Source organism: Streptomyces sp. NBC_01723, from assembly GCF_036246005.1.
In the GTDB taxonomy this organism is placed as follows: Bacteria; Actinomycetota; Actinomycetes; order Streptomycetales; family Streptomycetaceae; genus Streptomyces.
This window is the reverse complement of the sequence record NZ_CP109171.1, coordinates 7,870,144-7,896,896: the sequence shown is the minus strand read 5'-3', so window position 1 is coordinate 7,896,896 and position 26,753 is coordinate 7,870,144. Positions and strand designations below refer to the sequence as shown.

Here is a 26,753-nt window from a genome sequence, read left to right as displayed (position 1 = left end):
CAGCGCTACGGAAACGGCACATACCTCATAAAACACACATACTTTTCGAAGGTGCTTTCCCCAGGTGACCGTGCGGGTCGGCGGGCGGAGCCGTCCGCTGGGCCGCCTCCGCCAGGGAGCGGCGGTCGTGGTGGCGGCCGGGCGGTACGACGGGGCACACCTCCACCTCGGCGGTCAGCCCGCGGGCCGACGCCACCCGCCACATGGAGGCGAGCAGGGTCTCCGTGCCGACGAACGCCGGTGCCGTGCTCACCTCCCGCTCCCCGGCCCGGTACCGAAGACGCACCGGCTGGACCGGCACCCCGGCGTCCAACGCGGCCTGGAACACGGCCCGGCGGTAGGCACCCCCGGCGCGCCCGCACCAGGTGCTGCCCTCGGGGAAGGCGGCGACGGCGGCGCCCGCGCGCAGGGCCAGCGCGAGCGCGGCGACCGTGTCCGGCAGCGCCCGCAGCCGCTCGCGTTCGATGAACAGCACCCCGCCGCGTGCGGCCAGCGCGCCCGCCACCGGCCAGCCCCGGATCTCGCTCTTGGCCAGCATCCTGGCGGGGCGTACGGCGGCCAGCAGCGGGATGTCGAGCCACGAGACGTGGTTGGCGACGAGGAGCAGCCCGCCCGCGGGCGGGGCGGCACCGGTGACGCGGACCCGCACACCCGCGGCCCGCACCACCCACCGGGACCAGTACGCCACCACGACGGACGGCACCCACCGCCGGACCGGCGTCAGCACGACCGCGACCGCGGCGAGGACCAGCACGGCGACCGCGGCGAGCCGCAGCACGGCGCGCGGTACGGTCACCGCGGCCCGGGACGGGTCCACGCAGGTCGCCGGGGTGCAGGGGGCGACCGGCAGCCAGGCGCTCATCAGGCCGGGACGAGCGAGAGGAAGTGCCGCAGGTAGCGCGGGTCGACCCGGCTCATCGGCAGCAGCACGTACAGGTCGGCGACGCCGAAGTCCACGTCGTGCGCGGGTTCCCCGCAGACCCAGGCGCCGAGGCGGAGGTAGCCGCGCAACAGGGCGGGCAGTTCGGTGCGGGCGGCGGGCGCGGCCGCGCGCGGGATCCACGGCAGCAGCGGCCGCACCCGGTATTCCTCGGGCGCCAGGTTCTTGGCCCGCACGCGGTCCCAGGTGCCGGCGGCGAGCGATCCGCCGTCGGCGAGCGGGAGCGAGCAGCAGCCCGCCAGCCACTCGTGGCCCCGGTCGGTCATGTAGCGGGCTATGCCGGCCCAGATGAGCCCGATGACGGCGCCGTCACGGTGGGCCGGGTGCACGCAGGAGCGGCCGACCTCGACCAGCCCGGGCCGGATCGCGTCGAGCGCCGTGAGGTCGAACTCGCTCTCCGCGTACAGCCGTCCGGCGACCGCCGCGCGCTCCGGGGGCAGCAGCCGGTAGGTGCCGACGACCTGCCCGGTCGTCTCCTCGCGCACGAGCAGGTGGTCGCAGTACGCGTCGAAGGGGTCGACGTCGTGCCCGGGCTGCGCGCTCGCCAGCAGCGCGCCCATCTCCCCGGCGAAGACGTCGTGCCGCAGCCGCTGAGCGGCCCGCACGTCCTCCTCGTCGCGGGCGAGGGCGACCGTGTAGCGGTGGGGTGCGGCGGGCATCGAGGGACGGTCTGCGGTCAGTACGCCGGTCATGGGTGCTCTCCTGGTCGCGGTGCGGGTCCGCCACAGTTCTTCCGACGCCGGCTGTACTGCGCGTGACCAGTGCCGGGAGAGCGGATGTGCGCTTGCTGAATGCCGGGAGCGAACGCGAGACGGGGCCGGGGGGAGCACCTCCCCCGACCCCGCCCGTCCGCACGTGACGGCGAACGTTCGTCCGGCTAGCGCCTGCCCGCCCTGCGGGTGGCCCGCAGCCACTCCTTGTTCATGCTGGTGATGGACATCAGCGGAATGCCCTTGGGGCAAGCAGTCGCACACTCACCCGTCAGCGTGCACCCGCCGAACCCCTCCTCGTCCATCTGCCCCACCATGTCCAGCACCCGCGTCTCCCGCTCGGGCGCCCCCTGCGGAAGGACGTTGAGATGGTTCACCTTCGCGGAGGTGAACAGCATCGCCGCTCCGTTCGGGCACGCCGCGACACACGCCCCGCACCCGATGCACTCGGCGTGCTCGAAGGCGAAGTCGGCGTCCGGCTTGGGCACCGGCGCGGCGTGGGCCTCCGGCGCGGCGCCGGTCGGCGCGGTGATGTAGCCCCCGGCCTGGATGATCCGGTCGAAGGCGGACCGGTCGACGACCAGGTCCTTCACGACCGGAAAGGCCGACGCCCGCCACGGCTCGATGTCGATCGTGTCGCCGTCCTGGAAGGACCGCATGTGCAGCTGGCAGGTGGTGGTGCGCTCGGGTCCGTGCGCGTCACCGTTGATGACCAGCGAGCAGGCGCCGCAGATGCCCTCGCGGCAGTCGTGGTCGAAGGCGACGGGGTCCTCGCCCTTGAGGATGAGTTCCTCGTTGAGGGTGTCGAGCATCTCCAGGAAGGACATGTCGCGGGAGATCCCGTCCACCTCGTACGTGGACATGGCGCCGTCGGCGTCGGCGTTCTTCTGCCGCCAGACGCGCAGGGTGAGCTTCATGCGTAGCTCCGCTGGGTGGGGTGGACGTACTCGAAGACCAGGTCTTCCTTGTGCAGGGTGGGCGCGTCGCCGGTGCCGGTGAACTCCCAGGCGGCGGCGTAGCCGAACTCGTCGTCCTTGCGGGCCGCCTCGCCGTCGGGGGTCTGGGACTCCTCGCGGAAGTGGCCGCCGCAGGACTCGGAGCGGTGCAGCGCGTCGAGGCACATCAGCTCGGCGAGCTCCAGGTAGTCGACGACGCGGTTGGCCTTCTCCAGGGACTGGTTGAACTCCTCGCCGGTGCCCGGGACCTTGATACGGCGCCAGAACTCCTCGCGGATCTGCGGGATGCGCTCCAGCGCCTTGCGCAGGCCGGAGTCGGTACGGGCCATGCCGCAGAACTCCCACATCAGCTCGCCCAGTTCGCGGTGGAAGGAGTCCGGGGTGCGGTCGCCGTCCACGGAGAGGAGCAGGTTGAGCCGGTCCTCGGTCTCGGCGACCACCTCCTGCACCGCCGGATGGTCGTCGTTCACCTCGTCCTTGTGCGGGTTGCGGGCGAGGTAGTCGTTGATGGTGGCCGGAAGGACGAAGTAGCCGTCCGCCAGGCCCTGCATGAGCGCGGAGGCGCCGAGCCGGTTGGCCCCGTGGTCGGAGAAGTTCGCCTCGCCGATCGCGAACAGACCGGGGACGGTGGTCTGGAGGTCGTAGTCGACCCACAGACCGCCCATCGTGTAGTGCACCGCGGGGTAGATCCGCATCGGCACCCGGTACGGGTCCTCGTCGGTGATCCGCTGGTACATGTCGAAGAGGTTCCCGTACTTGGCCTCGACCGTCTTGCGCCCCATGCGCTCGATCGCGTCGGCGAAGTCCAGGTACACGCCCTGGCCGCCGGGGCCGACGCCCCGGCCCTCGTCGCAGACGTTCTTCGCGGCGCGGGAGGCGATGTCGCGGGGGACGAGGTTGCCGAAGGACGGGTAGATGCGCTCCAGATAGTAGTCGCGCTCGTCCTCGGGGATCTTGTTCGGCGGCCGGTCGTCGCCCTTGGCCTTCGGCACCCAGATCCGGCCGTCGTTGCGCAGCGACTCGCTCATCAGCGTGAGCTTGGACTGGTGGTCGCCGGTGCGCGGGATGCACGTGGGGTGGATCTGCGTGAAGCAGGGGTTGGCGAAGTAGGCGCCGCGCCGGTGCGCCCGCCAGACGGCGGTCGCGTTGGAGTTCATGGCGTTGGTCGACAGGTAGAAGACGTTGCCGTAGCCACCGCTGGCCAGCACGACGGCGTCCGCGAAGTAGGTGTCGATCTTCCCGGTGATCAGGTCCCGGGCGACGATGCCGCGCGCCCGCCCGTCCACGACGACCAGGTCGAGCATCTCGGTGCGCGGGTGCATCTCGATGTTGCCGGCCGCGATCTGCCTGCTGAGCGCCTGGTAGGCGCCGAGGAGCAGCTGCTGGCCCGTCTGGCCCCGCGCGTAGAAAGTGCGGGAGACCTGGACGCCGCCGAAGGAGCGGGTGTCGAGGAGGCCGCCGTACTCGCGGGCGAAGGGCACGCCCTGCGCGACGCACTGGTCGATGATCTCGACCGAGATCTGCGCCAGCCGGTGCACGTTGGACTCGCGGGAGCGGAAGTCTCCGCCCTTGACGGTGTCGTAGAACAGGCGGTGGATCGAGTCACCGTCGTTGCGGTAGTTCTTCGCGGCGTTGATGCCGCCCTGCGCGGCGATGGAGTGCGCCCGGCGCGGGGAGTCCTGGTAGCAGAACTGGACGACGTGGTAGCCCTGTTCGGCGAGGGTGGCGCCGGCGGAGCCGCCCGCGAGGCCGGTGCCGACGACGATGACGGTCTGCTTGCGCCGGTTGGCGGGGTTGACCAGCTTCGCCTCGAAGCGGCGCGTGTCCCAGCGCTCGCTGACCGGACCCTCGGGGGCCTTGGTGTCGGCGACCGGCTCACCGGTCGTGTAGTCGGCGTAGGTTGTCATGTCAGCTCACCACTCCGGTCATGACGCCCACGGGTACGGCGACGAAGCCGACCGTGAGCAGCAGCGCGAGGACGTTCGCGATGGTCTTCAGGGCGCGGTCGCGGGTGCGGCTGCCGACGCCGAGGGTCTGGGCGGCGCTCCACAGACCGTGCCGGACGTGGAAGCCGAGGGCGACCACGGCGGCGATGTAGACGACGTTCCCGTACCACGTGGAGAACGTGTCGATGATGTTCTGGTACGGGCGCAGGTGCTCGTAGCCGCCCGGGTGCACGGTGCCGGTCGTCAGGTCGAGGATGTGCCAGACGATGAACAGGCCGAGGATGATCCCGCCCCAGCGCATCGTGCGGGTGGCGAAGCTCTTGCCCGCCTTCTTGTTCGCGTACTTGGTGGGGCGCGCCTTGATGTCGCGGCGGCTCAGCTGGTACGCGGAGGTGGCGTGGGCGACCACGGCGGCCACGAGGACGACACGGATCAGCCAGAGCGTCCACTCGTAGTGCATGAACGGCTCGCCGACGGTACGCAGCCAGTGGGCGTAGTGATTGATCTCCTCCGGCCCGAAGAAGATCTTCAGGTTCCCGATCATGTGGGCGACCAGGTAGAGCAGCATGACGAGACCGCTGACCGCCATCACTGTCTTCTTGCCGACGGTCGAGTCCCACACGGTGCGCGCCATGGACGGCCGTCGGTCCGTCCGCGTTGCCAGAGCCATGTCACAGGACGTTACGGGGAGGGTGCCCCATCGGTCCAAGACATGGTCTGCCTGGATTCCATAGGCATTCCCTATCGACGGCGTATGCTCGCCGTATGCAGCTGCAACAGCTCCAGTACTTCGTGGCGGTCGCCGAGACGCGGCACTTCACGCGCGCCGCGGAGGCGGTCCACGTGGCGCAGCCGTCGCTCTCCCAGCAGATCAAGGCGCTGGAGCGGGAGCTGGGCGCGGACCTGTTCCTGCGGGCCCGCGGCAACATCACCCTCACCGACGCCGGGGAGGCGCTGCTGCCGCTGGCCCGGCGCATCCTGGCCGACGCGGACACCGCGCGGCACGAGGTGCTGGAGCTCGTGCAACTGCGTCGCGGCCGGGTCCGGCTGGGCGCGACGCCGAGCCTGTGCACGGGCCTGCTCCCCGACGTGCTGCGCGCGTTCCACGACCGGTACCCCGGCATCCAGTTGCTGATCGAGGAGGGCGGCTCGCTCGACCTGGTCCGGGAGCTGGCGCGCGGCGCGCTCGACCTCGCGCTGGTCGTGCTCCCCCTGCCCACCGCCTCGCCGGCGCTGACCACGGTGGAGCTGCTGCGGGAGGACCTGGTCGTGGTGTCGTCCCCGGAGTCGGCCCGGCCGGGCGGGGGACGCCGGGCCGTGGACATCGCGGACCTGGAGGGCGAACGCCTGGTGATGTTCCGGCACGGCTACGACCTGCGGGAGCTGACCGTCGCCGCGTGCCGCTCCGCGGGGTTCGAGCCGGACTTCGCGGTGGAGGGCGGGGAGATGGACGCGGTGCTGGGATTCGTCCGGGCGGGGCTGGGGATGGCGGTCGTCCCCCGCATGGTCGCGGCCCGCTCCGGCCGCGGACTCCGGGTGACACCACTGGCCCGGCCCGGGCTGCACCGGACCATCGCGCTGGCGCACCGCAGCGATGTGGCTCCGCCGCGGGCGGCTCGGGAGTTGCAGCGGATGCTGCTCGAAAGGTGACGGTTCCTGTTTGCGAGCCCCGGGGGCGCCGTTGGTGGTCAGCGCCGTCCGGGGCCGCGGGTGCGTTGTGGCTGGTCGCGCCCACGCGGCGGAGCCGCATGATGTCAGAGCCCCGCGCCCCTTTGGGGTGCTAGCCGGTCGCGTCCACCAGGGCCAGTTGGTGGAGCCGGTCCGGTGGGCCGGGGCGGGCGTAGTACCAGCCCTGGGCCGTGTCGCAGCCCAGTATGCGCAGCTGTTCCGCCTGGGCGCCGGTCTCCACGCCCTCGACGGTGACCGAGAGGTCGAGGCTGTGGGCCAGGGCGACGATGCCCTCGACGATCTTGAGGTCCACGGGGTCGGCGGGGAACCGCTGCATGCTCTGCGTGAAGGAACGGTCCAGCTTGAGGACGCTGACCGGCAGCCTGCGCAGGTTGGCGAGGTTGGAGTAGCCGGTGCCGAAGTCGTCCAGGGCGATGTCGACGCCCATCTCGGCCAGCCGGCGCAGCGGCTTGAGCAGGTCGTCGTCCGCGCCGATCAGCGCCGACTCCGTCACCTCCAGACACAGCGCGTCGGGCGCGACCCCGGTCCGCTCCAGGATCTCGACGGTGTCCTGGACCAGGCCCGGGTGGGTGAGCTGGCAGGGCGAGAGGTTGACGTTGATGCGCAGCGGGCCCGCCGCGGTCGTCTCGCCGTACCGTTCCCGCCAGGCTCGGGCCTGCCGCACGGACTGCTCCAGGACCCAGCGGCCCAGCGGCACGATCAGCCCCGTGTGCTCGGCGAGCGGGATGAACCGGTCAGGGCCGAGCACCCCGTGCTGCGGGTGCAGCCAGCGCACCAGCGCCTCGGCGCCGCGCACACTGCCGTCGCCGAGGTGGACCAGCGGCTGGTACTCGATGAAGAACTCGCCGCGCTCCAGGGCGGCCGGCAGCGCGGTGGTGAGCCCGTGCCGGGTGATGACGCGCGCGTCGGCCTCCGGGTCGGCCAGCTCGAAGCGGTTGCCGCCCGCCGACTTGGCCCGGTACATGGTGATGTCGGCGCTGCGCAGCACCTCCGCCGGGCTGCGTTCGCCCGCCGGGCCCTCGACGATGCCGATGCTGCCGCGCACGGTCAGTTCGCGCCCGTCGACGCTGATCGGGGCGAGCAGCGCGTTCATGATGCGGCCGGCCAGCTCGTCGACCTCGTGCCGGGTGTCGGGGCCGGTGGTCAGGGCGACGAACTCGTCGCCGCCGAGCCGGGCGACCATCTCGCCGGGCGCCGTGGCGCAGGCCTGGAGCCGGTCGGCGACCTCCACCAGCAGCCGGTCGCCGGCCGCGTGGCCGAGGCTGTCGTTGACGGTCTTGAAACCGTCGAGGTCGAGGTAGCACAGGCCGAAGCGCTGGCCCGGGCCCGCGTTCAGGGCCTTCTCGAGGCGTTCGAAGAAGAAGCTCCGGTTGGGCAGCCCGGTGAGCGCGTCGTGCGTGGCCTCGTAGCGCAGCCGCAGGTTGAGCAGCCGCCGCTCCGTGGTGTCCTCCATCAGCGCCAGCTGGTACTGCGGGTGGCCGTCGGCGTCCCGCAGCAGGGAGACGGTCAGGTTGGTCCACAGAACCGTGCCGTCGGGCCGGTAGAAGGCCTTCTCCACGTGGTAGTGCTCGCGCATGCCGCGCACCAGCTCGTCGTAGAGCCGCCAGGTCTGCGGCGCGTCGTCGGGGTGCGTCCACTCGGTCGCCCTGCGGCCGCCGAGCGTCGGGTCGGCGATTCCGAACATGCGCATCAGGGCGTCGTTGACCTGGAGGACGTTGCCGTCCAGGTCGGCGATGCCGATGCCTATGGCGGCACCCTCGAAGACCGCGCGGAAGCGGGCCTCGCTGGCGTGCAGCGCCTCGGCCACCACGCCCTGCGCCTTCAGGGCGGCCTGCGCGATGGCCTCCTGTTCGGCCAGGGTCCTGGCCCGCAGCGCCCCGGCGAACCCGGCGGCCATGGCGTGCTGGAGCCGCGCCGAACGGGCCCGCAGGTCCTCGGGGTCGCCGTCCTCGCCGCAGTAGAGCACCAGGTAGGCGTCGACGCAGTCGAGCGTCCGGGCGAGCGCCTCGGGGTCGGTGCAGTGGGCGTCGACGAGTGCGGCGCCGACCGCCCGGGCCTCGGCGGCGTCGAAGCCGCGGGCGCGCAGCACCTCGCTCAGCCGGCGGGCCAGCGGCAGCAGTTCGTCCTCGAACTCGGGCCGGGTGGACGACGTCGAGGTCACCGGGAACACGGCCCGGCTCCAGATCGTCGCGAACCTGCGCAGTCTGTCCTCCGGCCCGTCCGGCTCCGCCCTCACGCCGTACGTCCCACGCCGGCGAACCCGGAGAACGCGTACGGGTCCTCGTCCTCCGGCGACCCCTCGGGCCGCCAGCGCGGCATCGGAACCAGTCCGGGTTCCACCATGTCGTACCCCTTGAAGAACCGCGCGATGTCGTCGCGCGAACGCATGATCAGCGGATTGCGGATGTCCCGGTACACGTCCACCGCTCCCCCGGCCCGCTCGGCGGGCAGCGGGATTCCCTCGTACGAGGCATGCGTGAGCACGAGCAGGCTGCCGGGCGCGAGCGCGTCGCTCAACTCGGCCACCGCCGCGTACGGGTCGTCCGCGTCTTCCACGAAGTGCAGTATGGCAACCAGCAGGAGGGCGACCGGTCGATTCAGGTCGATCAGCCCCCGCACCTGGGGGCTGTTGAGGATCTCCCCCGGTTTGAGGAGGTCCGCCGCCACCACCGCGGCGTCGTCGTTGCCCGCCAGGACGGCCTCGCTGTGGGCGACCGCCACCGGGTCGTGGTCGACGTACACGACGCGGGCGCCGGGGCGCGCGCGTCCGGCCACCTCGTGGACGTTGCCGAAGGTGGGGATGCCGGAGCCGATGTCCAGGAACTGGTCGATGCCCTGTCCGGCCGCGAAGCGCACGGCGCGGCGCATGAACGCCCGGTTCGCCTGCATGATCTTGGGGAGCCCCGGCAGGAACTCCATGGCGCGGCGGGCGGCTTCCCGGTCGACCTCGAAGTTGTGCGAACCGCCCAGGTAGAAGTCGTAGATCCGGGACACGCTGGGCACCGAGATGTCGATGCTGCGGGGGGCCCAGGCGGGACGCTCCATCCAGTTCTCCAAGGCGTAGCCGGTCCGGTGTTCGAGCTGAGGCTACTGATCGCCCGCCAAAGGAGCGAGCCCAAACGGAAATTGACCGTCCGTTCCCGGTCACTGCCTGCGGCACATGCGGGGCTCCAAGGCACATCAAAGCGCACGAACGGGACCGTCCCCTCCGTCTGGGTACGGAGGGGACGGCCCGCTGCGCGCGCCGAGGGTGGGGGCCGCTACTTTTTCGGCGCGCCGACCGGCTTCCCGTCGGGCTTGACGGCGTACCAGGTGCCGCCGACGCCCTGCCCGTTGGTGTCGCCGGCCTTCTTGTCGCCGGCGAAGGTGTAGATCGGCCAGCAGTCGATCGTCTGCTGGGCGGCGCCGTCGGGCCGGGTGAAGCTCATCAGGCCCTTCTTCTCCACGCCCTTGGTGTCGTTGGCCTCGACGGGGGCGACGACCGGCCACTTCTCCAGGCAGGCGCCGGTGCACGCCGAGACGGGCTTCGGCCAGGCCTCGTCCTTCATGAAGCGGTAGACGGTCATGCCGTTCTTGTCGACGACGATCTCGCCGAGCTTCGGGTCCTCGCGGGTGGAGAGCCCGGCCAGGTCGGCGGCCTTGGCCTTCTTGCCGTCGGCGGCGAGCGCGAACCACTTGCCGCCGACCCCCTGGCCCTTGGCGTCCCCGGCGGCGGCGTCCTTGGCGTAGCGGTACGCGGGCCAGCCGCCGATGGTCAGCTGCTTGCTGCCGTCGGGGCGGGTGACCTCGCCGAGCAGGTCCTTGTCGATGCCCTCCCCGGCGAGGGCGTCGTCCGCGGCCACCGGCGGCCAAGTGGTGGCGCAGTCGTTCTCGCAGGTCGTCTTGGGCGGCTGGGCGGTGTCGGCGTCGAAGCGGTAGAGGGTGTGGCCCGCTCCGTCGGTCACCACCTCGCCGATCTCGGCGTTCGTGGACACGGACAGCTTGCCCGCGGGCTCCGGCGCGCTCGCCGAACCCTGGGGCTTGGCCGAGCCGTTGCCGATTCCGTCGCCGGCCCCCGCCCCGATGTCGCCGACGTCGCCGGGCGCGGCCGTGGCGCCCACGTTCTGGCTGCCGGTGGGGGCGGCGCCGTCCTGGCCGCACGCCGTCGTCAGCGCCAGCACCACCGCAGCGCTCGCCACGAGTGAGGCGCTCCGCCAGGAGGTCTTCATCGTCAATCCCCGATCATCGTGAAGGTGTTGCGGCTCCCGTCCGGGCCGCCGCACGACACTGGGTACGCACGGGGGTGCCGGTTGTGTTCAACGGAGGGCGGGGATTCTTTCCGGCGGCCACCGCTCGCCGGTGTCGTACACGGGTGCGGGGCCCGGCGAGGGCGGGCCGGCGGAGGTCAAACCGCTGGTCGGTCCGTGTCCCTCCTTCGGGGCAATCACCGGGCACTCGGGTGTGGACCGGCGCGCCAGGCTCCATGATCTGCGTCGTGCATGGACCCGAACCGACCCGATCCGCCGCCGGCGGACGGGTGTTGGCCCTGGTGACGCTGACGTTCACGCTCGTCGGCGTGCCTGTCGGGCCCGCGCAGGCGGACGCCTGCGCCTACGCGTCGACCGGACCGGACGGTGCGCACGCGGTGGCGGTGGCCGGGAGCAGCGCCTCCTGGCCCACCTTCCCGCCGTGCCCCAAGCCCACGCCGACGCCTACACCCACGCCGACACCCACGCCGACGCCTACACCGACTCCCGAGCCTCCGCCCCCGAAACCCACTCCCCCACCGCCCCCCGCCCCGAAGCCTCCGCCGTCGCCACCCCCCGCCAGACCGGAACCGCCGCCACCGCCCCAGCCGCGACCGGCCCCCGCACGGCCCACGCCGACGCCGACGCCGAGCCCCACCCCCAGGCCGGCCCCTCCCCCGGCACCCGCCCCCTCCCCGTCCGCCACGCCCGAACCCCGCCCGTCGCTGAGTCCGGTGCACTACCCGCGCCATCGCGCCGCCCGGCCGGCGCAGCGGTCCTCGCGCGGTGCCACGTCGCCGCTCGTCTTCGTCCTGCTCATCACGGTGCCCGCGGTGGTCGCCGTCGCCGCGCTCCGTGCGCGCTGAATCCTGGAGGCCTCTCTTGCCGGAATGGCTTGTTCTCACCCTCGCGATGCTTGCCGCCTGCGCCGTGGTGGTCGTCATCACCCTCCTACGGCACCGCACGGCCTCCGACGACGAGGACATCACCGAGACCCCGGACGTCATCGAGTACATGACGATGTGGATCGGGGTGGTGTACGCCATCGTCCTGGGCCTGGCCATCGCCGGTGTCTGGGAGGCGCGCAGCGCCGCCCAGGACAACGTGCAGACGGAGGCCGTCGCGCTGCACGAGATCTCGGAACGCGTCCGGTCCTATCCGCCCGACGTCCGTGACCGCATCCGGGAGGATGTCAACGCCTATGTCGGACACGTCGTCACCACCGAGTGGAAGGCCATGGCCGACCGCGGCGAGGTGACCGAGCGCGGCACCGAGCTGCTCGACCGGGTCCGTGCGGACGTCACCGACTACGAGCCGAGGTCGGACTTCGAGGCCCAGGCGTACCAGCCTCTGGTGGACCAGGTGGCCGCGGTGGACCAGGCTCGCAGCGCCCGCGCTCAGTCGACGGGCGAGACGATGCCGGGGGTGGTGTGGTTCGGGCTGATCGCCGGGGGCGTCATCACGATCGGGATGGTCTTCGCCCTCCAGATCCGGCGCACCACGCGCGAGCTGGTCCTCGCCGGTCTGTTCTCGGCGCTGATCGCGTTCCTGCTCTTCCTCATCTGGGACTTCGACGCCCCCTTCAGCCGAGGGGTCGCCGCGTCGACCGATCCGTTCCTCAGCCTCTTCCCCGAGGTGAGGGGCTGAGCCTGGCCAGGGGACGTCGAGGCGTCCGACACGCCGTCACCGTCCCCTGAGCGGCCCACAAGGTTGCCCCATTCGCGCGACTGCGATCGCGCCCCCGGGTCCCGTTTCCTAGCGTTTCGGACATCGAGGTGCGTTTCTGGCGCGAGCGGAACAGGTCCGCCGCCGCTCCTCGGGGACCCGGAGGATTCACCATGCGCGCGATACCCGTCGCCTCGGTCGCACTGCTGGGGGTCGCCGCCCTCTCCGCCTGCGTACCGGCCGGGGCCGCCGTGGGCGGACACGACTCGACGTTCGGCTTCACCGTCACCCCCGCGACCGTCGCCCCCGGCGACGAGGTCACCCTGGGGGTGAGCCGCAGCGACGCCGGGTGCCGCGGACGGGTCACGGTCACGTCGCCGGTGTTCGACACGGTGACCATCCCGCGGGACGACTACTCGGCGACGGCACGGGTGCACCACGACGCCCGGCGCGGGGCGGTCTACCAGGTGGCGTTCGCCTGCAGGCACAGGACCGGCACCGTGGACCTGACCATCGCGGGCGGCTCGCACCACTGGACGCCCGAGTCCCACCACCCCAAGGGCGTGCACGCCGGTGAGGGCGGCAGCATCGCCGGGCTCGACGTGAAGAAGCTCGGGCTCGGTGCCGCGCTCGTGGCCGGCTCGGTGGGCGTCGCGTACCACCTCTCGCGCCGCCGCTCCGGCGAGGACGGAGCCTGACCTCCGCGCACAGGGTGCTGCGCCCGTGACCCTCACCGCGCGCACGGTGCTTCGCCCCGGATCCCGCGAGGGTCCGGGGCGAAGCACCGTGCGCGTGCGGACGGGCGGACGGGAAGGCGTCAGATGCGCCGCTCCGAGCGGCGGCGCAGCCAGAACAGGCCACCGCCGGCGACGGCCGCCGCGACGAGCCCGCCGCCGATCGCGATGTCCGTCGACGTCGCCCCGTCGGTGCTGCTGCCGCCGATGCCGCCGCGGACACCGCCGATGACCGTGAAGGCGGCCGGGCGGGTGAGCCGCCTGCCCGAGCAGTTGACGGTGATGTCGTACGAGCCCGGGCGGGCGTCCTGCCTGATGGTGGCGGTGCCCCGGGACGTCTCGTTGGCTCCCCTGACCGGGGTCAGGTGGGTGGTCCGGAAGGCGTCCGAGGTCATCGTGCCGCCCTGCGGGCAGCCGTCGACCGTGACGGTCATCTGTCCGCCGCGGGCGATGACGCTGGGCAGTGCGACGATGTTCCTGGGCTGGTTGTGGTCGCCGCCGGCGGTGGCCGTGGGGGCGGCCAGCCCGAGGACAGCGACCGCGGCGCCGGCTGCCGCGAGGGCACGAGTGTTGCGCATCTGATCCTCCGCGGAAGACGCCCCGGGTCCCGTTCCCGGTCGATCGGCGAGAAAGCGCCTCCCAGAAAGACCCTCAGTTGCCTTGCGCGGGGCCGCATTTCGGGAATGGTCCGTACTGGTGAGGGGCGTACCGGGCGACAACCGCGCCATTGGATATCGCCGCAGGTCACACACCGTCAGAAATTTCCTGCCGCCGTGTCCCGGATGGCGCACGCGAGGAGGCGCCCGCCACCCGTTCGCCGCCGCCCCGTCGCCGGTCCCCCGCGCGGCGCTTAGCGTGCTGCCATGCGCGGATGATCCGGCGACGGCCGGGTCGAGAGGGGATGGAGAATGTACGACTCCGAGTTGGCCGAAGAGGAGGAGCGGCGGAGGAGGCGCGCTCCCTGGGGCGTCATAGCGCTTGTTCTGCTGACCGGCCTCGCGCTCATCCGGAACGGCTCGGGGGAATTCGACGTGGGCCCGCCGCAGCCGGCGTCCGCCGCCGCCTCGGACACCCGCGTGGCGGCCGGTGACGGCGCGGCCAAGGGAGTGGCGCCGCTGGCGTACGCGGTGCCCGACCGGGTCGCGATCCCCGGCATCCAGGTCGACGCGCCGATCATGCCGGTCGGTCTGGACGCGGACGGCTGGGTGGACGCGCCGCCGCCCGAGGACCCGAACCTGGCCGGCTGGTTCACCGGCGCCGTCGCTCCCGGGGAGAAGGGCACCGCGGTCGTCGTCGGTCACGTCGACAACCAGCAGGGCCCGGCCGTCTTCTACGGGCTCGGGGCGCTGAAGAAGGGCAACAGGGTCGAGGTGCACCGCCAGGACGGAAAGACGGCGGTGTTCGAGATCTACGGCATCGAGGTGTTCGAGAAGAACAACTTCCCCGGCGACCGGGTCTACGCCTCGAAGGGCAGCCCCGAGCTGCGGGTCATCACCTGTGGCGGCGGTTTCTCCAAGCAGAACGGCTACGACGGGAACGTCGTCGCCTTCGCCCGCCTGGTCGAGGCCCGCTGAGCGGCCCCGGCCCGGCGGGCCCGGCGAGGTCAGACGTGGCTCCGCCGGGGGACGGTGAGGTGGTAGCCGGAGTCCAGCAGCTCGGGCAGGTAGCGCCGCAGGGCGCGGACGCTCTGTGAGCGGTTGCCCCCGGCGTCGTGGGAGAGCACCACGACGCCGGGGGCGGCGCCGTCCTCGACCCGTTCGACGATGGTGCGGGTGCCGGGGGTGGTCCAGTCGAGGGTGTCCACGGTCCAGGCCAGCGGCTCCATGCCCAGCTCGGCGCCGAGCCGGAAGGCCTTGCGGTTCCACGCCCCGTACGGCGCCCGGAACCAGCGGGGAGGCTCGCCGTAGGCCTTGTCGATCACCTCGCTGGTGCGCTCCATCTCGGAGCGGATACGGCGCCGGGAGAGGGTGGTCAGCAGCGGGTGGGACCAGGTGTGGTTCCCGACCACGTGTCCCTCGTCGGCCATGCGGGAGAGCAGGCCCCGGTTGAAGTCGGCCATCTCCCCGCACACGAAGAACGTCGCGCGCACGTCGTACTTGGCCAGGGTGTCCAGGATGTCCGGCGTGTACTCGGGGTGGGGTCCGTCGTCGAAGGTGAGCAGCATGGTGCGGCCCCGGCCCGTCATGCGCAGGATCGGCTCGCTGCGGACCGGTGGCCGCCCGGGTGCGGCGCCGGGCGCGCCGTATCCCGTCAGGGGCTGGAGGCGGTAGGCGGAGGGTTTGAGGGGGCCGCGCCGCGGGGGGCCGGGAGCGGGCGCGGCCGGCGGGGCAGGGCCGTTTCCGAGGCCCGCGGCGAGTGCGCCGGCGGTACCGGCAGCCGCGGCTGCCGCGGCGCCGGCGAGCAGCCTCCGGCGCGAGAGCAACTGATCCTTCTGCATGACTCATCACTCGCCCGGTCACGGACCGGCGCACCTGTGCGACACCGGTGCGGCGGCATAGAACCACCCGCCCGGCCCAAGGTCATCGACGACTCCGATAACCTCACCGCGTGACGGAACAGCACTCCCATCAGTTCGAACGGGGCACGGACGGGCCGAAGGTCATCGTCGCCGGTGTCGACGGCTCCGACTCCTCGCTGAGGGCGGCCGCCTACGCCGGTGGCCTGGCCCGGCGCCAGGGTGCGCTGCTCGCGGTGGTGTACGTGCAGCCGATGCTGGCCGGGGGCGCGGCGCTCGGGGCGCCGGTGGCGGAGACGACGGACGAGATCGCCGAGGACCTGGTGGCCCAGATCCGGGAGGCGACCGAGCGGGTGAAGGGGATATTCGACGTCCGCTGGGAGTTCCACACGTTCCGCGGCGACCCCTACAACGGTCTGGTGGCGACCGCCGACCAGCTGAAGGCGGACGCCGTGGTGGTGGGCGCCTCCGAGCAGGCGGGCCACCGCTTCGTCGGCTCCGTCGCGGTACGGCTGGTGAAGGCGGGGCGCTGGCCGGTGACCGTGGTGCCGTAACGGCTCCCGGACACGGTGTGCCTCGCGGCTTCCGTAGCGGACTTGGGTGAGTCATCATGATCCACCGTCAGCCGTTTGCCGTTCACGAAGAGGTGAGGCGCATGGCCCGGTTCCGCATGGGTGAGGGAGTTCTCCGCCGCAAACCCATCGAGTACATCGAGGAGACGGAGAGCGGCGGGGGCCTGGTGCGCTCGCTGGGCTTGTGGCAGCTGACGGCGATCGGCGTGGGCGGCATCATCGGGGCCGGCATCTTCACGCTGGCCGGCACGGTCGCCAACGGCACCGCGGGTCCCGCGGTCCTCGTGTCCTTCCTCATCGCGGGCGTCGCGAGCGCGGCGGCCGCGCTGTCGTACGCCGAGTTCGCCGGGCTGATCCCGAAGGCCGGCTCCGCCTACACCTACGGCTACGCCGTCCTCGGGGAGCTGGTGGGCTGGTTCATCGGCTGGGACCTGCTGCTGGAGTACACGGCGATCGTGGCGGTGGTCGCCATCGGCATCTCCGGCTACTTCAGCTTCCTGGTGGGCGAGATGGGCGCCGACCTGCCGAACTGGATGCTGGGTGCGCCCGGCACCGGGGACGGCCACCGGATCGACCTGTTCGCGGCCGTGCTCTGCCTGCTGATCGCCTATCTGCTGACTCTGGGCATCAAGAACGCGGCCCGGTTCGAGATGGTCGTGGTGGTACTGAAGGTACTGGTGGTGCTGCTGGTGATCGCGGTCGGTGTCTTCCACATCAACACCTCGAACTACAACCCGTTCTTCCCGTACGGGGTCGGCGGGGCGTTCACGGGTGCCGCGACGGTGTTCTTCGCGGTCTTCGGCTACGACGCCATGTCGACGGCGGCCGAGGAGTCCAAGGACGCCCAGCGGCACATGCCGAAGGCGATCATCTACTCCCTGGTCATCTCGATGGTGCTGTACGTGGCGGCCTGCCTGGTCCTCACCGGTATGCAGAACTACAAGGACATCGACCCGGAGAGCGGCTTCTCCACGGCGTTCAAGTCGGTGGGCCTGGGCGGGCTCGCGGACGTCATCGCGGTGGGCGCGATCATCGGCATCCTGACCGTGATGTTCACGTTCATGCTGGGCGTCACCCGCGTGTGGTTCTCCATGTCGCGGGACGGTCTGCTGCCCAAGTGGTTCGCCAAGACGCACCCGACGCGGCACGTGCCGACCCGGGTCACCTGGATCGTCGGTGTCGCCTCGGCCGCGATCGCCGGGTTCCTGCCGATCGGCGAGGCGGCCGAGCTGACCAACATCGGCATCCTGCTGGCGTTCGTGGTGGTGTGCGCGGCGGTGATCGTGCTGCGCTACCGCCAGCCGGACCTGCCGCGCACCTTCCGCACCCCGTGGATGCCGTTCGTGCCGGCGGTCGGCATCGTCTTCTCGATCTGGCTGATCACGTTCCTGCAGTGGCAGACCTGGGCGCGGTTCGCCGTGTGGTTCCTGGTGGGTCTGGTGATCTACTTCGCCTACTCGTACCGGAAGTCGGAACTGGCGCGCCGTTAGAGGGTGCGCAGGAAGCCCGTGACGATCTCCTCGAAGACCTCGGGCCGCTCCATGTTCGGGTAGTGCGCGGCGCCTTCGACGAGGGCGGAGCGGCCGTCCGGGACCGTGCGGGCGAGCCGTTCCGCCTCGGCGATCAGGTCGGGCGCGTCCAGGGCGCCGTTGACGGCGAGCACCGGGACGTCGATCTTCGGGACGCGGGCCCAGGTACCGGTGAGGGGCACGTGGTGGTTCTCCTCGTCCGGGGTGTGCTTGGCGAGGGTGCCGAGGGCCATCTCGCGCAGCCGGCGCAGCACGTCCGGGTCGACGTCGCCGGGACCGCGGTGCTCTCCGGGCACGAAGCGCAGGAACGCGGCGAGCCAGCCCTCGACGTCGCCGGCGCCCAGGGCGCGCGCCTGCTCGGCCCGGACCTCCCGCACCCACGGGTCGGTGTACTCGAACTCGCTGGTGGCGGCCCCGCAGGCGACCACCGCGCGGACCAGCTCCGGGTACTCCAGCACGGTGTCGGTGGCGATGGCTCCGCCCATCGACACACCGACGAGCACCGCGGGCCCGGCATCGAGGTGGCGCAGCAGGGCGGCGAGGTCGTCGGCCCAGCGGAAGGGCCGGGTGGCGTTGGCGGAGGCGCCGTGGCCGCGGACGTCGGGTGCGATCACCCGGTGTCCCGCCGCCGCCAGGGCCGGAATCTGGGCGTCGAAGATCCGGTGGTCGGCGAACCCGGAGTGCAGCAGGACGACCGGGTCCCCGGTACCGGTGTCGAGGTAGGCGAGGTCGCCGTCGGCGGAGGCGAAGAAGAGCGGGTCTGCAGCGGCATTCATGACAACCAAGGTGTCATGATACCCGCGCTTTGGCAACCGAGGTGTCATGATGGCGGGGTGAACGACATGGACGCACCACTCCCCCCGGACGCGCTCGCCCGGCGGCTCACCGAGGTGTACGACCTGGTCGGGCCCCTCTACCGGCGGGCGCAGCGCGGCGTCGAGCAGGGCCTGGCCGCGGACGGCCTCTCCGTCGGCGTCCGCGCCGTGCTGACCCTGCTGCACCGGGGCGGGCCGATGACCGTGCCGCAGATGGGCCGGGCCCAGTCGATCAGCCGTCAGTTCGTCCAGCGGATGGTCAACGACGCGGCGGCCGCCGGCCTGGTGGAGAGCATCCCGAACCCGGCGCACCGCCGGTCGTCGCTGATCCGGCTGACCGCCCGGGGCGGGGACACGATCACCGGTGTCCTCGACCGGGAACACCTGCTGCTGCGCGAGGTCGGCGGCGGCCTCACGGACGCCGACGTCACCACCTGCCTGCGGGTGCTCGGGGCGATGCTGACGGCCCTCGACGACGTCGACGACTCCTGAGCTACTCCCCCATCACCAGCCCGTCCTCGGCCGCGCCCCGGCCGAGGACGACGTCGCGGATCCGGTCGCGCACCCCGCGTACCTCGGCACCCTTCTCCAGCGCCCGGTTGAGGTTCACCACCCGGCCGGCGTCGACGTCGAACAGTTGCGGGACGAACTCCGCCTTCGTCACCCGCCAGCGTTCGCCGGACCGGGCGGGCGGGGCGAAGGTGAAGCGGCCGATGGTCGACTGGTTGCCGCGCGGATCGTGGCCGCCCGAGTCGTTGATCATCTCGCCGGCGATCTGGTCGCCCATGCCGTAGATGACCCAGGTGCCGTTGACCTTCTCGTACGCCTGCGGGACGTGGGCGTGGGTGCCGAGGATCAGGTCGATGTCGGGGCGGTCGCCGGTGCGTGCCGCGGTGAGGCCCTCGGCCAGGGCCAACTGGTCGCCGTCGGGCTCGTCCTGCCACTCGGTGCCCCAGTGCATGGACACGACGACGACGTCCGCGCCGGCCCTCCGGGCGGTCCGGGCGTCGGCGATGATCCGTGCCTCGTCGATCATGCCGACCGCCCAGGGCTGCCCGTCGGGCAGGGGGTGGCCGTTGGTGTGGAGGGTGTAGGCGAGGTGCGCGACCTCGGCGCGGCCCACGCGCAGGACCGTCGTGGTGCGCGACTCGTCCTCGGTGCGCGCCGTCCCGGCGTGCCGCACCCCGGCCCGGTCGAGGGCGTCCAGGGTCCGGCGGATGCCTTCGGCGCCGTCGTCGACGCTGTGGTTGGAGGCGGTGGAGCAGCCGTCGTAACCGGTGGCGGCCAGCGCCTTGGCCACCTCGGGCGGCGACTTGAAGAGGGGGTAGCCGCTGTAGTCGCCGTGGGCGCCGTACACGGTCTCCATGTGGCACAGGGCGAGGCCGGCCCGCGAGACGACGGGCCGGGCGCCGGCCAGCATGGGGCCGAAGTCGTGGCCGGTGCCGCCGGCGTCGAAGCGGGCCCGCTCGATGATCGTGTCGTGCGGCAGGACGTCGCCGGAGGCGACCAGCGTGAAGACGCCGGTGTCCGCGGCGGACGGGGCCGGTGCCGGTCGCTTCGGCGGTTCGTGGTCGCGGGCCTGGCAGGCCGCGCCCGCGGTGAGGAGGGCGGTCAGGGCCAGAGCCACCTGACGACTGCGTGTGATCATCCGTTCACTCCGCTGAGGTCGCACACACCGAGGAATAGTCACATTTACTTACAAACAGGTAATGAGGTTCATGGCGTCACAGGCGGCTGCGACACGCTCATTAGCCCGTCCGGCGTGCGCGAACGGGGTGCGCGACCGGTCGGGCCGGGTGCGCCGACCGTTCGTCGTACCGTTCATCGACGCGATCGACCGTCCGTCGCACATCCGTGCGCGCGCCCTGTCCCCGGGCGGCGCCCTGCGGTGGCATACGGCCATGACGGCCGGAATCACCCTGACGGACAGGACGCACGGGACGACCGCCGAGCACGAGCTCGCCGCACTGCAGCGCGAGCACGGCCGGCCGCTCTTCGCGCTGCTGCTGCGGCTCAGCGACGGCGACCGGCAACGCGCCGAGGACCTGGTGCAGGAGACCCTGGTCCGCGCCTGGCAGCACCCCGAGGCACTGCGCGCCGAGAACTTCGACTCCGTACGGCCCTGGCTGCTCACCGTGGCCCGGCGGCTCGCCATCGACGCGCGCCGGGCCCGGCAGGCCCGCCCGGCCGAGGTCGGCGACGCCGTACTGGAGAACGCGCGCGTCTGCGCCGATCACGCCGAACGGGCCGCCGCGGCCCTCGATGTGCGCGAGGCTGTGAAGACACTCACTCCGGAGCACCGTGAAGTCCTGGTGCTGGTGTACTTCCAGGGGGCCAGTGTGGCGGAAGCCGCCGCGGCCCTCGGCATCCCACCCGGTACCGTGAAGTCCCGCGCGTACTACGCGTTGCGCGCCCTGCGCAGGGTGCTACCGGGTTACGCCGCCGACCTGCGGTGAAACCGGCCCAATGGTCAAACCTCCGTAAAGCGCCTTGCCTGGGACCCCGGTTGAGTAATCGGCTGTCCTCATCCGTGTTCCGGACGGGGGCCCATGACCCGGGTCGGGCGACGCGCACGCACCGGAGGAAGGCAGGAAGGGATGCTGCACAGAGGTCAAGAGAGCACGGACGGCACCGGTGGGGGCGAACTGACCGTCCCCATGGCGTGGTTGTACGCCGAGTACATCGCCGACGAGCTGCTGCGGACGGGCGACCTGATGCCGCCCACGTCCTTCGAGTTCCGCGCCGGGCGTGACGCGCTGGCGCTGACGGTCTTCCTGTCCGACACGGAGAACGAGCTGAGCGGCATCCGGGTCGTCACCCACCTGGAGACGTGGCTGTCGCTGACGGCCTACGACCAGCCGTGGCACGAGTGGGTGCGGGTGCGGCTGGCCGAGGTCACGGCCGACGCGGTCGCCGCTCGCCGGCACTCGCCCGACCTGGAGCTGGCCCGGGCGGCCTGGCGGTGGCTCCAGGAGACCGAACTGCTCGCCCCGGACCTGAACGCGGTGCCCGGCGGCGCGGGGGTGACCGGCGAGGACGAGGGGCCGAAGGTGTGGACGCCGGCCTGGCAGCTGGGGCTGCCGCTCGGCCATCTCGCCATCCATTTGTTCTAGCCGTCCGGACCGGCCCGCGAACTTCTCGGGAGGCGGACCAATCCGCGCCCCCGGCCGCTCCGAACACCTTGGCCGCGATTCTGCCGTGGCTTGAGTGATTCGGCCGTCCGGTGCGTACGGGTGGGAGCAAGGAGTAACCCCACCCGCACCCAACGGCACGAGGATTCGGCATGAGGTCCCTGGAAAGGCATCGTGACGTCGGCGCCTACGCGCTCGGCGTGCTGGACGAGGCGGAAGCGTTCCGCTTCGAGGACCACCTCATGGAGTGCCCCCGGTGTGCGGCCCAGGTGACCGAATTCGGCCCTGCCACCCGCCAGTTGATGCTCTACCGGCGCGCGACACCGCGCCTCGTCCACCCTCTGACCAGGCCCGGGCCGCGGCTCCTGGACCGCCTGCTGTCCGAGGTGGCCACCCGTCACCGGGCCGGCCGCAGGCGGGTGCTGTACGCCCTGGCCGCCGCGGTCGTGTGCGCCGTGGCCGCGCCCGGCGCCGTGCTCTACGCGAGCCAGGGCGAGCGGGCGGTGCCGCTCAGCGCGACCGACGAGCGGTCCGGCGTGTGGGCGCGGATCACCGCCGAGGAAGAGGTCTGGGGCACCGACGTCATGCTGGAGGTCAAGGACGGGGCGGGGCCCCGGCCCTGCCGGCTGGTCGCCGTGGGCCGCGACGGCACGGAGCAGACGATCACCAGCTGGAACGTGCCCGGGCACGACGACCGGCCGAACACCATGCGCGGCGGAGCCGCCCTGCACCCCGACCAGATCGCCCGCTACGAGGTGCGGACCGCGCACGGCGAGCACTTGGTGACGCTGCCCGCCGGGTGACCGTCACTTCAGCAGCCGGGACATCCGCCGGTCCGCGAGCGGCTTGCCGCCGGTCTGGCAGGTCGGGCAGTACTGGAGCGAGGAGTCGCTGAAGGAGACCTCGCGGACGGTGTCGCCGCACACCGGGCAGGGCTCGCCGGTGCGGCCGTGCACCCGCAGCCCGCTCTTCTTCTCGGCCTTCAGCCGTCCCGCCGCGATGCCCCGGGAGCGGTCGACCGCCTCGGTGAGCGTGGCACGCAGGGCCGCGTACAGGCGCGCGGTCTCCTCGTCGGTGAGCGAGGCGGCCAGCTTGAACGGGGACATCTTCGCCGCGTGCAGGATCTCGTCGCTGTACGCGTTGCCCACGCCCGCGATCAGGCTCTGGTCGCGCAGGGCGCCCTTGAGCTGCCGCCGCTCGTCCCGGAGCAGCCCGGCGAGGCGGGCCTCGTCGAAGTCGTCGGCGAGCGGGTCGGGGCCGAGACGGGCCACGCCCGGCACCTCCTGCGGGTCGGCCACGACGTACACCGCGAGCCGTTTCTGCGTGCCCGCCTCCGTCAGGTCGAAGCCGGCGCCGGTCTCCAGGGCGACACGCAGGGCGAGGGGTCCCTTGCCCGGCCGGGGCATGCCGCTGGGGAGGCTGTCCCGCCAGTGCAGCCAGCCGGCCCGGGCGAGGTGGGTCACCAGGTGCGGGCCGCCGTCGGTCGCGACGTCGAGGAACTTGCCGTGGCGGCGCACCGCGGCCACCTGGTGGCCCTCCAGGGCGGTGAGCGGAGGGTCGTACGTCTTCAGGACGCTGATCGCCACGGGCAGGACCCTGACGATCTCGCGCCCGGCGAGATGCTCGGTGAGGAAGTCCCGGAGCGCCTCGACCTCGGGCAGTTCTGGCATACGTCAAGAGTGCCACCGGGGACCGGCAACGCCCGCGGATTCAGCCCGCCCCGTGCGCCGTGCGGTGGGTCACCGTGAACTCGGCCCACACGCACTTGCCGCCGCCGCGCGCCTCCACGCCCCAGGCGTCGGCGAGCGTGTCGACCAGGAGCAGTCCCCGCCCGGAGACGCCCTCGTCCCCGGCGTCCCGGCGGCGCGGCAGGGCGCTGGAGGAATCCTCGACCTCGACCCGCAGCCGCCGGTCGGTGCCGGTGAGCAGCCGCAGGGTGACGATCGCGGAGCCCTCGGTGTGCATGAGGGCGTTGGTCATCAGCTCGTCGGCCACCAGTTCGATCTCGTCGCTCTGCCCCTTGGCCCCCCAGGACCGGACCGCGGCGCGGACCATGTGCCGGGCCTCGGTGAGGCCCTCGGGGTCGCCCGGTGACACGTGCTGCTGGACGCGGCCGAAGGTCCGGGGCGCGCCCAGCCCGTGGCGGCGCAGCAGGAGCAGCGCCACGTCGTCGTCGCCGCGCCGTTCGTCGGCCACGTCGATGAGCCGGTCGGCCAGGTCCCGCACGTCCGGCGGGCCCGCGGTGATCAGGGCGGCGAGGACGTCCATCCCCTCGTCGAGGTCGGCGCCGGGCTGCTCGACCAGCCCGTCGGTGCACAGCAGCAGGGTGTTGCCCGGGTCCAGCTCCAGGGTGGCGACGGGGTAGGCCAGGCGCCCGAACTCGGCGGACAGGCCGAGCGGCAGCCCACCCTCGACGCGGACGTGCCGGCAGGTCCCGTCGCCGTACCGCAGCAGGGGGTCGAGGTGCCCGGCGCGGACCACCTGGACCACGCCGGTGCCGAGGTCCGTCTCGGCGTAGAGGCAGGTCGCGAAGCGGTCGGTGTCGAGTTCGTGGAGGAAGACGGAGGCCCGTGCCATCACCGTGGCCGGCGGGTGGCCCTCGGCGGCGTAGGCGCGCAGCACGATGCGCAGCTGGCCCATGACGGCGGCGGCGTGCGTGTCGTGCCCCTGGACGTCGCCGATGACGGCGCCGACCCGCCCGCCGGGCAGCGGGATCAGGTCGTACCAGTCGCCGCCGATGTCGCGTCCGAGGGCGCCCCCGATGGAGGCGGCACGGTAGCGGACGGCGACGTCGCAGCCGGGGACGCTGGGGATGGTGCGCGGCAGCATGGCCTGCTGGAGGCCCTCGGCGAGGTCCATCTCCTGCTCGTAGAGCATGGCCCGCTGGAGGCTCTGCGCGATGCCGCTGCCGAGCGCGACCAGCACGTTGCGGTCCTCGGCGGAGAAGCCGTGCCGGTCGCTGTAGAGCAGCCCGATGGCTCCGATCGGCCGGCCCTGGGCGATCAGCGGCAGATAGGCGGCCGCCGTGATGTCGAGGTGGGTGATGTCCTTCCACAGCAGGGGGTAGCGCTCCGCGAAGTCCTCCGGCGACTCGATGAAGCGGGGGCTGAGGGTCCGTACGGCCTCGCTCATCGGGTAGGGCTCGTCGATCCGGGTGACCCGGGTGCCGGGGACGAAGCTGTTGTCGGGGCCGTCGGCGACCAGCCGGATGCGGCCCGCCTCGACCAGGCCCATCACCAGGCTGGTGGCGCCGAGCCGGGTGAGGCCGTGGGTGTCCCGCAGGACCTCGATGACCTCGTCCACCGTGCGGGCGTGCGCGAGGGCGGCCGTGGCGAGCTGGACGACGTTGGTGAGCCGGCGACGGGCCTCGTCCTCCGCGGCCTGCTCGCGGCGGGCCTCGATGTCGCCGATCTCCTGGGTGGCGTCCCGCACGATGCCGATGATCCGGCGGGGGCGGCCGGTCTCGTCGCGGCGGATGTAGCCCTGGGTGCGGGTCCAGCGCAGGGTGCCGTCGCGGCGGCGCAGCCGGAAGTACGTGCCGTAGTTCTCGCTGCCGTCCTTCATCGCCCGGGCGACGATGGCGTCCAGACGGCTGCCCTCCGCCGCGGGCACACGCACGGCCAGGGTTTCGGGGCGCCCGTCGAATTCGTCCGGGCGCACATCGAACACCTCGTGGGCCTGGGCGTCCATGTGGAACAGCCCTGTGTCCAGGTCCCAGTCGAAGCTGCCCATGCGGTTGAGCGCCAGGATCGGGTCCGGGTGGGCGGGCCAGTCGTCCGGGACTGACAGGGCACTCGCTCCCCGATCAGCCATGGTCCCCACCTTGCCAGGATTCACCCGATTCTTCGACTCCTGGTCCACCGCCCGGGGGCGGGGCAGGCCCCGGCCGAGCGGGGTACACGGTGCGTGGACGAGAGGAGCCCGCCCCGTGGAGTGGTTCACCGCACCCGACTACTGGCTGAGCCGGCTGGTCTTCCAGCGGGCCCTGGCCGTGGTGTACCTGGTCGCGTTCCTGACGGCGGCGCTCCAGTTCCGGGCGCTGATCGGCGAGCGCGGGCTGCTGCCGGCGTCCCGGTTCGTCGAACGGGTGCCGTTCAGGCGGGCGCCGAGCCTCTTCCAGCTGCGCTGCTCGGACCGGTTCTTCGCGGGCTGCGCGTGGGCGGGGTGCGCGGTGTCGGCGGCCCTGGTGGCGGGGCTGGACTCGCTGCTGCCGCTGTGGGGCGCGATGCTGCTGTGGCTGGTGCCGTGGGTCCTGTACCTGTCGATCGTCAACGTCGGGCAGACCTGGTACTCGTTCGGCTGGGAGTCACTGCTCCTCGAGACCGGTTTCGTCGCCGTGTTCCTCGGCAACGACGAGGTGGCGCCGCCGGTCGTCGTGCTGTTCCTGCTGCGCTGGCTGCTGTTCCGGGTCGAGTTCGGGGCGGGGCTGATCAAGATGCGCGGCGACGAGTGCTGGCGCAAGCTGACCTGTCTGGACCACCACCACGAGACCCAGCCGATGCCGGGTCCGCTGAGCTGGTTCTTCCACCACCTCCCCCGGCCCCTGCACCGCGTCGAGGTGGCCGCGAACCACGTCACGCAGCTCCTGGTGCCCTTCCTGCTGTTCACCCCGCAGCCCGTCGCGACGGCCGCCGCCGCGCTGATGATCGCGACCCAGCTGTGGCTGGTGCTGTCGGGCAACTTCTCCTGGCTGAACTGGATCACCATCGTGCTGGCCCTGTCGGTGGTGCGGTACCCCGGCGACACGCCGTCCGTGGCGGCGGCACCGCTCTGGTACGAGATCGTGGTCCTGGCGGTGGCGGCGCTGCTGGTGTTCCTCAGCCACCGCCCGGTGCGCAACATGATCTCCCGCCGGCAGGTGATGAACCGCTCCTTCGACTCGCTGCACCTGGTCAACACCTACGGCGCCTTCGGAACCGTCAGCCGGATCCGCTACGAGGTGGTGGTCGAGGGCACGGCCGACGAGGTGGCCCGGGAGGACTCGGAGTGGCGGGAGTACGAGTTCAAGGGCAAACCCGGTGATCCACGCCGCTGGCCGCGTCAGTTCGCGCCCTACCACCTGCGCCTCGACTGGCTGATGTGGTTCGCCGCGCTGTCGCCCTCCTACGCCGGGGCGTGGTTCGGCACGTTCGTGGAGCGGCTGCTGGAGAACGACCGGGCCACCCTGAAGCTGCTGCGCCACTCCCCGTTCCCGCCGGACGCACCACCCCGCTTCGTGCGCGCCCGCCTCTTCCGCTACCGGTACACGACGTGGCGCGAGCTGCGGGAGACGGGCGCGTGCTGGGAACGGACCTATGTGCGCGAGTACCTGCCGCCGACCCGGCTGGCCCGGGTGCCGGAGCGGTCGTAGCGGCGTGGGCCCGGCCCACCGGCCGGCGGACCGGG

General features: G+C 72.3%; 26 protein-coding genes. 12 read left to right on the top strand and 14 right to left on the bottom strand.

The genetic code is table 11. The annotated features are described in order from the left end of the window. Positions 1-25 precede the first annotated feature (25 nt). The 5 genes from OIE75_RS36600 to OIE75_RS36580 all read right to left on the bottom strand — a co-directional run bounded on the left by OIE75_RS36600 (position 26) and on the right by OIE75_RS36580 (position 5,186). Positions 26-862: a lysophospholipid acyltransferase family protein gene (locus OIE75_RS36600; protein WP_307016592.1), complete on the bottom strand. Its 837-nt coding sequence runs from the start codon at positions 860-862 to the stop codon at positions 26-28. Continuing rightward, the gene (locus tag OIE75_RS36595; protein ID WP_329473494.1) at positions 862-1,632 is read right to left on the bottom strand and encodes a GNAT family N-acetyltransferase; all 771 of its coding nucleotides are present in this window, start codon (positions 1,630-1,632) and stop codon (positions 862-864) included. The genes OIE75_RS36600 and OIE75_RS36595 overlap by 1 nt, the downstream gene beginning before the upstream one ends. 185 nt (positions 1,633-1,817) lie before the next feature. After that, a complete protein-coding gene (locus OIE75_RS36590; RefSeq protein WP_307016588.1) occupies positions 1,818-2,567 on the bottom strand; it encodes a succinate dehydrogenase/fumarate reductase iron-sulfur subunit in 750 nt (249 codons plus the stop codon). Then, positions 2,564-4,513 carry a fumarate reductase/succinate dehydrogenase flavoprotein subunit gene (locus OIE75_RS36585; RefSeq protein WP_307016586.1) on the bottom strand — a complete coding sequence of 650 codons (1,950 nt, stop codon included), beginning with the start codon at positions 4,511-4,513 and terminating at the stop codon, positions 2,564-2,566. The genes OIE75_RS36590 and OIE75_RS36585 overlap by 4 nt, the downstream gene beginning before the upstream one ends. A 1-nt stretch (position 4,514) precedes the next feature. After that, positions 4,515-5,186: a succinate dehydrogenase gene (locus tag OIE75_RS36580; protein ID WP_307018256.1), complete on the bottom strand. Its 672-nt coding sequence runs from the start codon at positions 5,184-5,186 to the stop codon at positions 4,515-4,517. A 131-nt stretch (positions 5,187-5,317) separates the two neighbouring features. Between OIE75_RS36580 and OIE75_RS36575 the strand changes: the two genes are divergently transcribed. Beyond that, complete coding sequence (locus OIE75_RS36575; RefSeq protein WP_307016585.1) at positions 5,318-6,202, top strand: LysR family transcriptional regulator; 885 nt, start codon at positions 5,318-5,320, stop codon at positions 6,200-6,202. Between the two features lie 130 nt (positions 6,203-6,332). Here the strand turns inward: OIE75_RS36575 and rmdA are convergent, their stop codons facing one another. The 3 genes from rmdA to OIE75_RS36560 form a co-directional block, all read right to left on the bottom strand. Then, positions 6,333-8,477 (bottom strand): cyclic Di-GMP phosphodiesterase RmdA, encoded by a 2,145-nt coding sequence (gene rmdA / locus OIE75_RS36570; RefSeq protein ID WP_329473493.1) that lies wholly within the window; start codon positions 8,475-8,477, stop codon positions 6,333-6,335. After that, positions 8,474-9,286, bottom strand: a complete 813-nt coding sequence (locus tag OIE75_RS36565; RefSeq protein ID WP_307016583.1) for an SAM-dependent methyltransferase — start codon at positions 9,284-9,286, stop codon at positions 8,474-8,476. The genes rmdA and OIE75_RS36565 overlap by 4 nt, the downstream gene beginning before the upstream one ends. A gap of 215 nt (positions 9,287-9,501) precedes the next feature. Further along, positions 9,502-10,449 carry an SCO0930 family lipoprotein gene (locus OIE75_RS36560; protein WP_329474139.1) on the bottom strand — a complete coding sequence of 316 codons (948 nt, stop codon included), beginning with the start codon at positions 10,447-10,449 and terminating at the stop codon, positions 9,502-9,504. 752 nt (positions 10,450-11,201) lie between these two features. On the opposite strand from OIE75_RS36560, the gene OIE75_RS36555 reads away from it, so the two are divergent. From OIE75_RS36555 to OIE75_RS36545, 3 genes are all read left to right on the top strand, one after another. After that, entirely contained in the window at positions 11,202-11,333 is a 132-nt protein-coding gene (locus OIE75_RS36555) for a hypothetical protein (RefSeq protein WP_307016582.1), read from the top strand. A 16-nt stretch (positions 11,334-11,349) separates the two neighbouring features. Further along, a complete protein-coding gene (locus OIE75_RS36550) occupies positions 11,350-12,114 on the top strand; it encodes a bestrophin-like domain (RefSeq protein WP_329473492.1) in 765 nt (254 codons plus the stop codon). A gap of 191 nt (positions 12,115-12,305) precedes the next feature. Beyond that, on the top strand, positions 12,306-12,830 hold the full coding sequence (locus OIE75_RS36545) for a hypothetical protein (protein ID WP_307016579.1): 525 nt from the start codon (positions 12,306-12,308) through the stop codon (positions 12,828-12,830). 119 nt (positions 12,831-12,949) lie between these two features. On the opposite strand, the gene OIE75_RS36540 is transcribed toward OIE75_RS36545, so the two are convergent. Continuing rightward, entirely contained in the window at positions 12,950-13,444 is a 495-nt protein-coding gene (locus tag OIE75_RS36540) for a hypothetical protein (RefSeq protein WP_163015695.1), read from the bottom strand. Between the two features lie 330 nt (positions 13,445-13,774). On the opposite strand from OIE75_RS36540, the gene OIE75_RS36535 reads away from it, so the two are divergent. After that, positions 13,775-14,440 (top strand): class F sortase, encoded by a 666-nt coding sequence (locus tag OIE75_RS36535; protein ID WP_307016578.1) that lies wholly within the window; start codon positions 13,775-13,777, stop codon positions 14,438-14,440. Positions 14,441-14,469: 29 nt separating this feature from the next. Here OIE75_RS36535 and OIE75_RS36530 read toward each other — a convergent pair whose 3' ends face one another. Then, a complete protein-coding gene (locus tag OIE75_RS36530; protein ID WP_307016576.1) occupies positions 14,470-15,303 on the bottom strand; it encodes a polysaccharide deacetylase family protein in 834 nt (277 codons plus the stop codon). Positions 15,304-15,413: 110 nt separating this feature from the next. On the opposite strand from OIE75_RS36530, the gene OIE75_RS36525 reads away from it, so the two are divergent. Next, positions 15,414-15,875 carry a universal stress protein gene (locus OIE75_RS36525; RefSeq protein ID WP_307016575.1) on the top strand — a complete coding sequence of 154 codons (462 nt, stop codon included), beginning with the start codon at positions 15,414-15,416 and terminating at the stop codon, positions 15,873-15,875. 101 nt (positions 15,876-15,976) lie between these two features. After that, positions 15,977-17,383, top strand: coding sequence for an amino acid permease (locus tag OIE75_RS36520; protein ID WP_307016574.1), 1,407 nt, complete (start codon positions 15,977-15,979; stop codon positions 17,381-17,383). Here OIE75_RS36520 and OIE75_RS36515 read toward each other — a convergent pair. Further along, entirely contained in the window at positions 17,380-18,198 is an 819-nt protein-coding gene (locus OIE75_RS36515; protein WP_307016573.1) for an alpha/beta fold hydrolase, read from the bottom strand. The genes OIE75_RS36520 and OIE75_RS36515 overlap by 4 nt on opposite strands. Before the next feature lie 57 nt (positions 18,199-18,255). Here OIE75_RS36515 and OIE75_RS36510 point away from each other — a divergent pair, with 57 nt between their 5' ends. After that, a complete protein-coding gene (locus tag OIE75_RS36510; protein ID WP_125494135.1) occupies positions 18,256-18,729 on the top strand; it encodes a MarR family winged helix-turn-helix transcriptional regulator in 474 nt (157 codons plus the stop codon). 1 nt (position 18,730) lies between these two features. Here OIE75_RS36510 and OIE75_RS36505 read toward each other — a convergent pair whose 3' ends face one another. Next, positions 18,731-19,885 (bottom strand): CapA family protein, encoded by a 1,155-nt coding sequence (locus OIE75_RS36505; protein WP_329473491.1) that lies wholly within the window; start codon positions 19,883-19,885, stop codon positions 18,731-18,733. A 253-nt stretch (positions 19,886-20,138) separates the two neighbouring features. On the opposite strand from OIE75_RS36505, the gene OIE75_RS36500 reads away from it, so the two are divergent. The 3 genes from OIE75_RS36500 to OIE75_RS36490 all read left to right on the top strand — a co-directional run bounded on the left by OIE75_RS36500 (position 20,139) and on the right by OIE75_RS36490 (position 22,171). Next, entirely contained in the window at positions 20,139-20,693 is a 555-nt protein-coding gene (locus tag OIE75_RS36500; protein ID WP_161331174.1) for a sigma-70 family RNA polymerase sigma factor, read from the top strand. Positions 20,694-20,834: 141 nt separating this feature from the next. Next, positions 20,835-21,350 carry a hypothetical protein gene (locus OIE75_RS36495; protein ID WP_122615367.1) on the top strand — a complete coding sequence of 172 codons (516 nt, stop codon included), beginning with the start codon at positions 20,835-20,837 and terminating at the stop codon, positions 21,348-21,350. A gap of 170 nt (positions 21,351-21,520) precedes the next feature. After that, positions 21,521-22,171, top strand: a complete 651-nt coding sequence (locus OIE75_RS36490; protein WP_329473490.1) for a zf-HC2 domain-containing protein — start codon at positions 21,521-21,523, stop codon at positions 22,169-22,171. Positions 22,172-22,174: 3 nt separating this feature from the next. On the opposite strand, the gene OIE75_RS36485 is transcribed toward OIE75_RS36490, so the two are convergent. Continuing rightward, positions 22,175-23,038: an Fpg/Nei family DNA glycosylase gene (locus tag OIE75_RS36485; protein WP_307016569.1), complete on the bottom strand. Its 864-nt coding sequence runs from the start codon at positions 23,036-23,038 to the stop codon at positions 22,175-22,177. Between the two features lie 40 nt (positions 23,039-23,078). Further along, positions 23,079-25,181: a SpoIIE family protein phosphatase gene (locus OIE75_RS36480; protein ID WP_329473489.1), complete on the bottom strand. Its 2,103-nt coding sequence runs from the start codon at positions 25,179-25,181 to the stop codon at positions 23,079-23,081. A gap of 115 nt (positions 25,182-25,296) precedes the next feature. Between OIE75_RS36480 and OIE75_RS36475 the strand changes: the two genes are divergently transcribed. Continuing rightward, a complete protein-coding gene (locus OIE75_RS36475; protein WP_329473488.1) occupies positions 25,297-26,718 on the top strand; it encodes a lipase maturation factor family protein in 1,422 nt (473 codons plus the stop codon). The last annotated feature ends 35 nt before the right edge of the window (positions 26,719-26,753 follow it).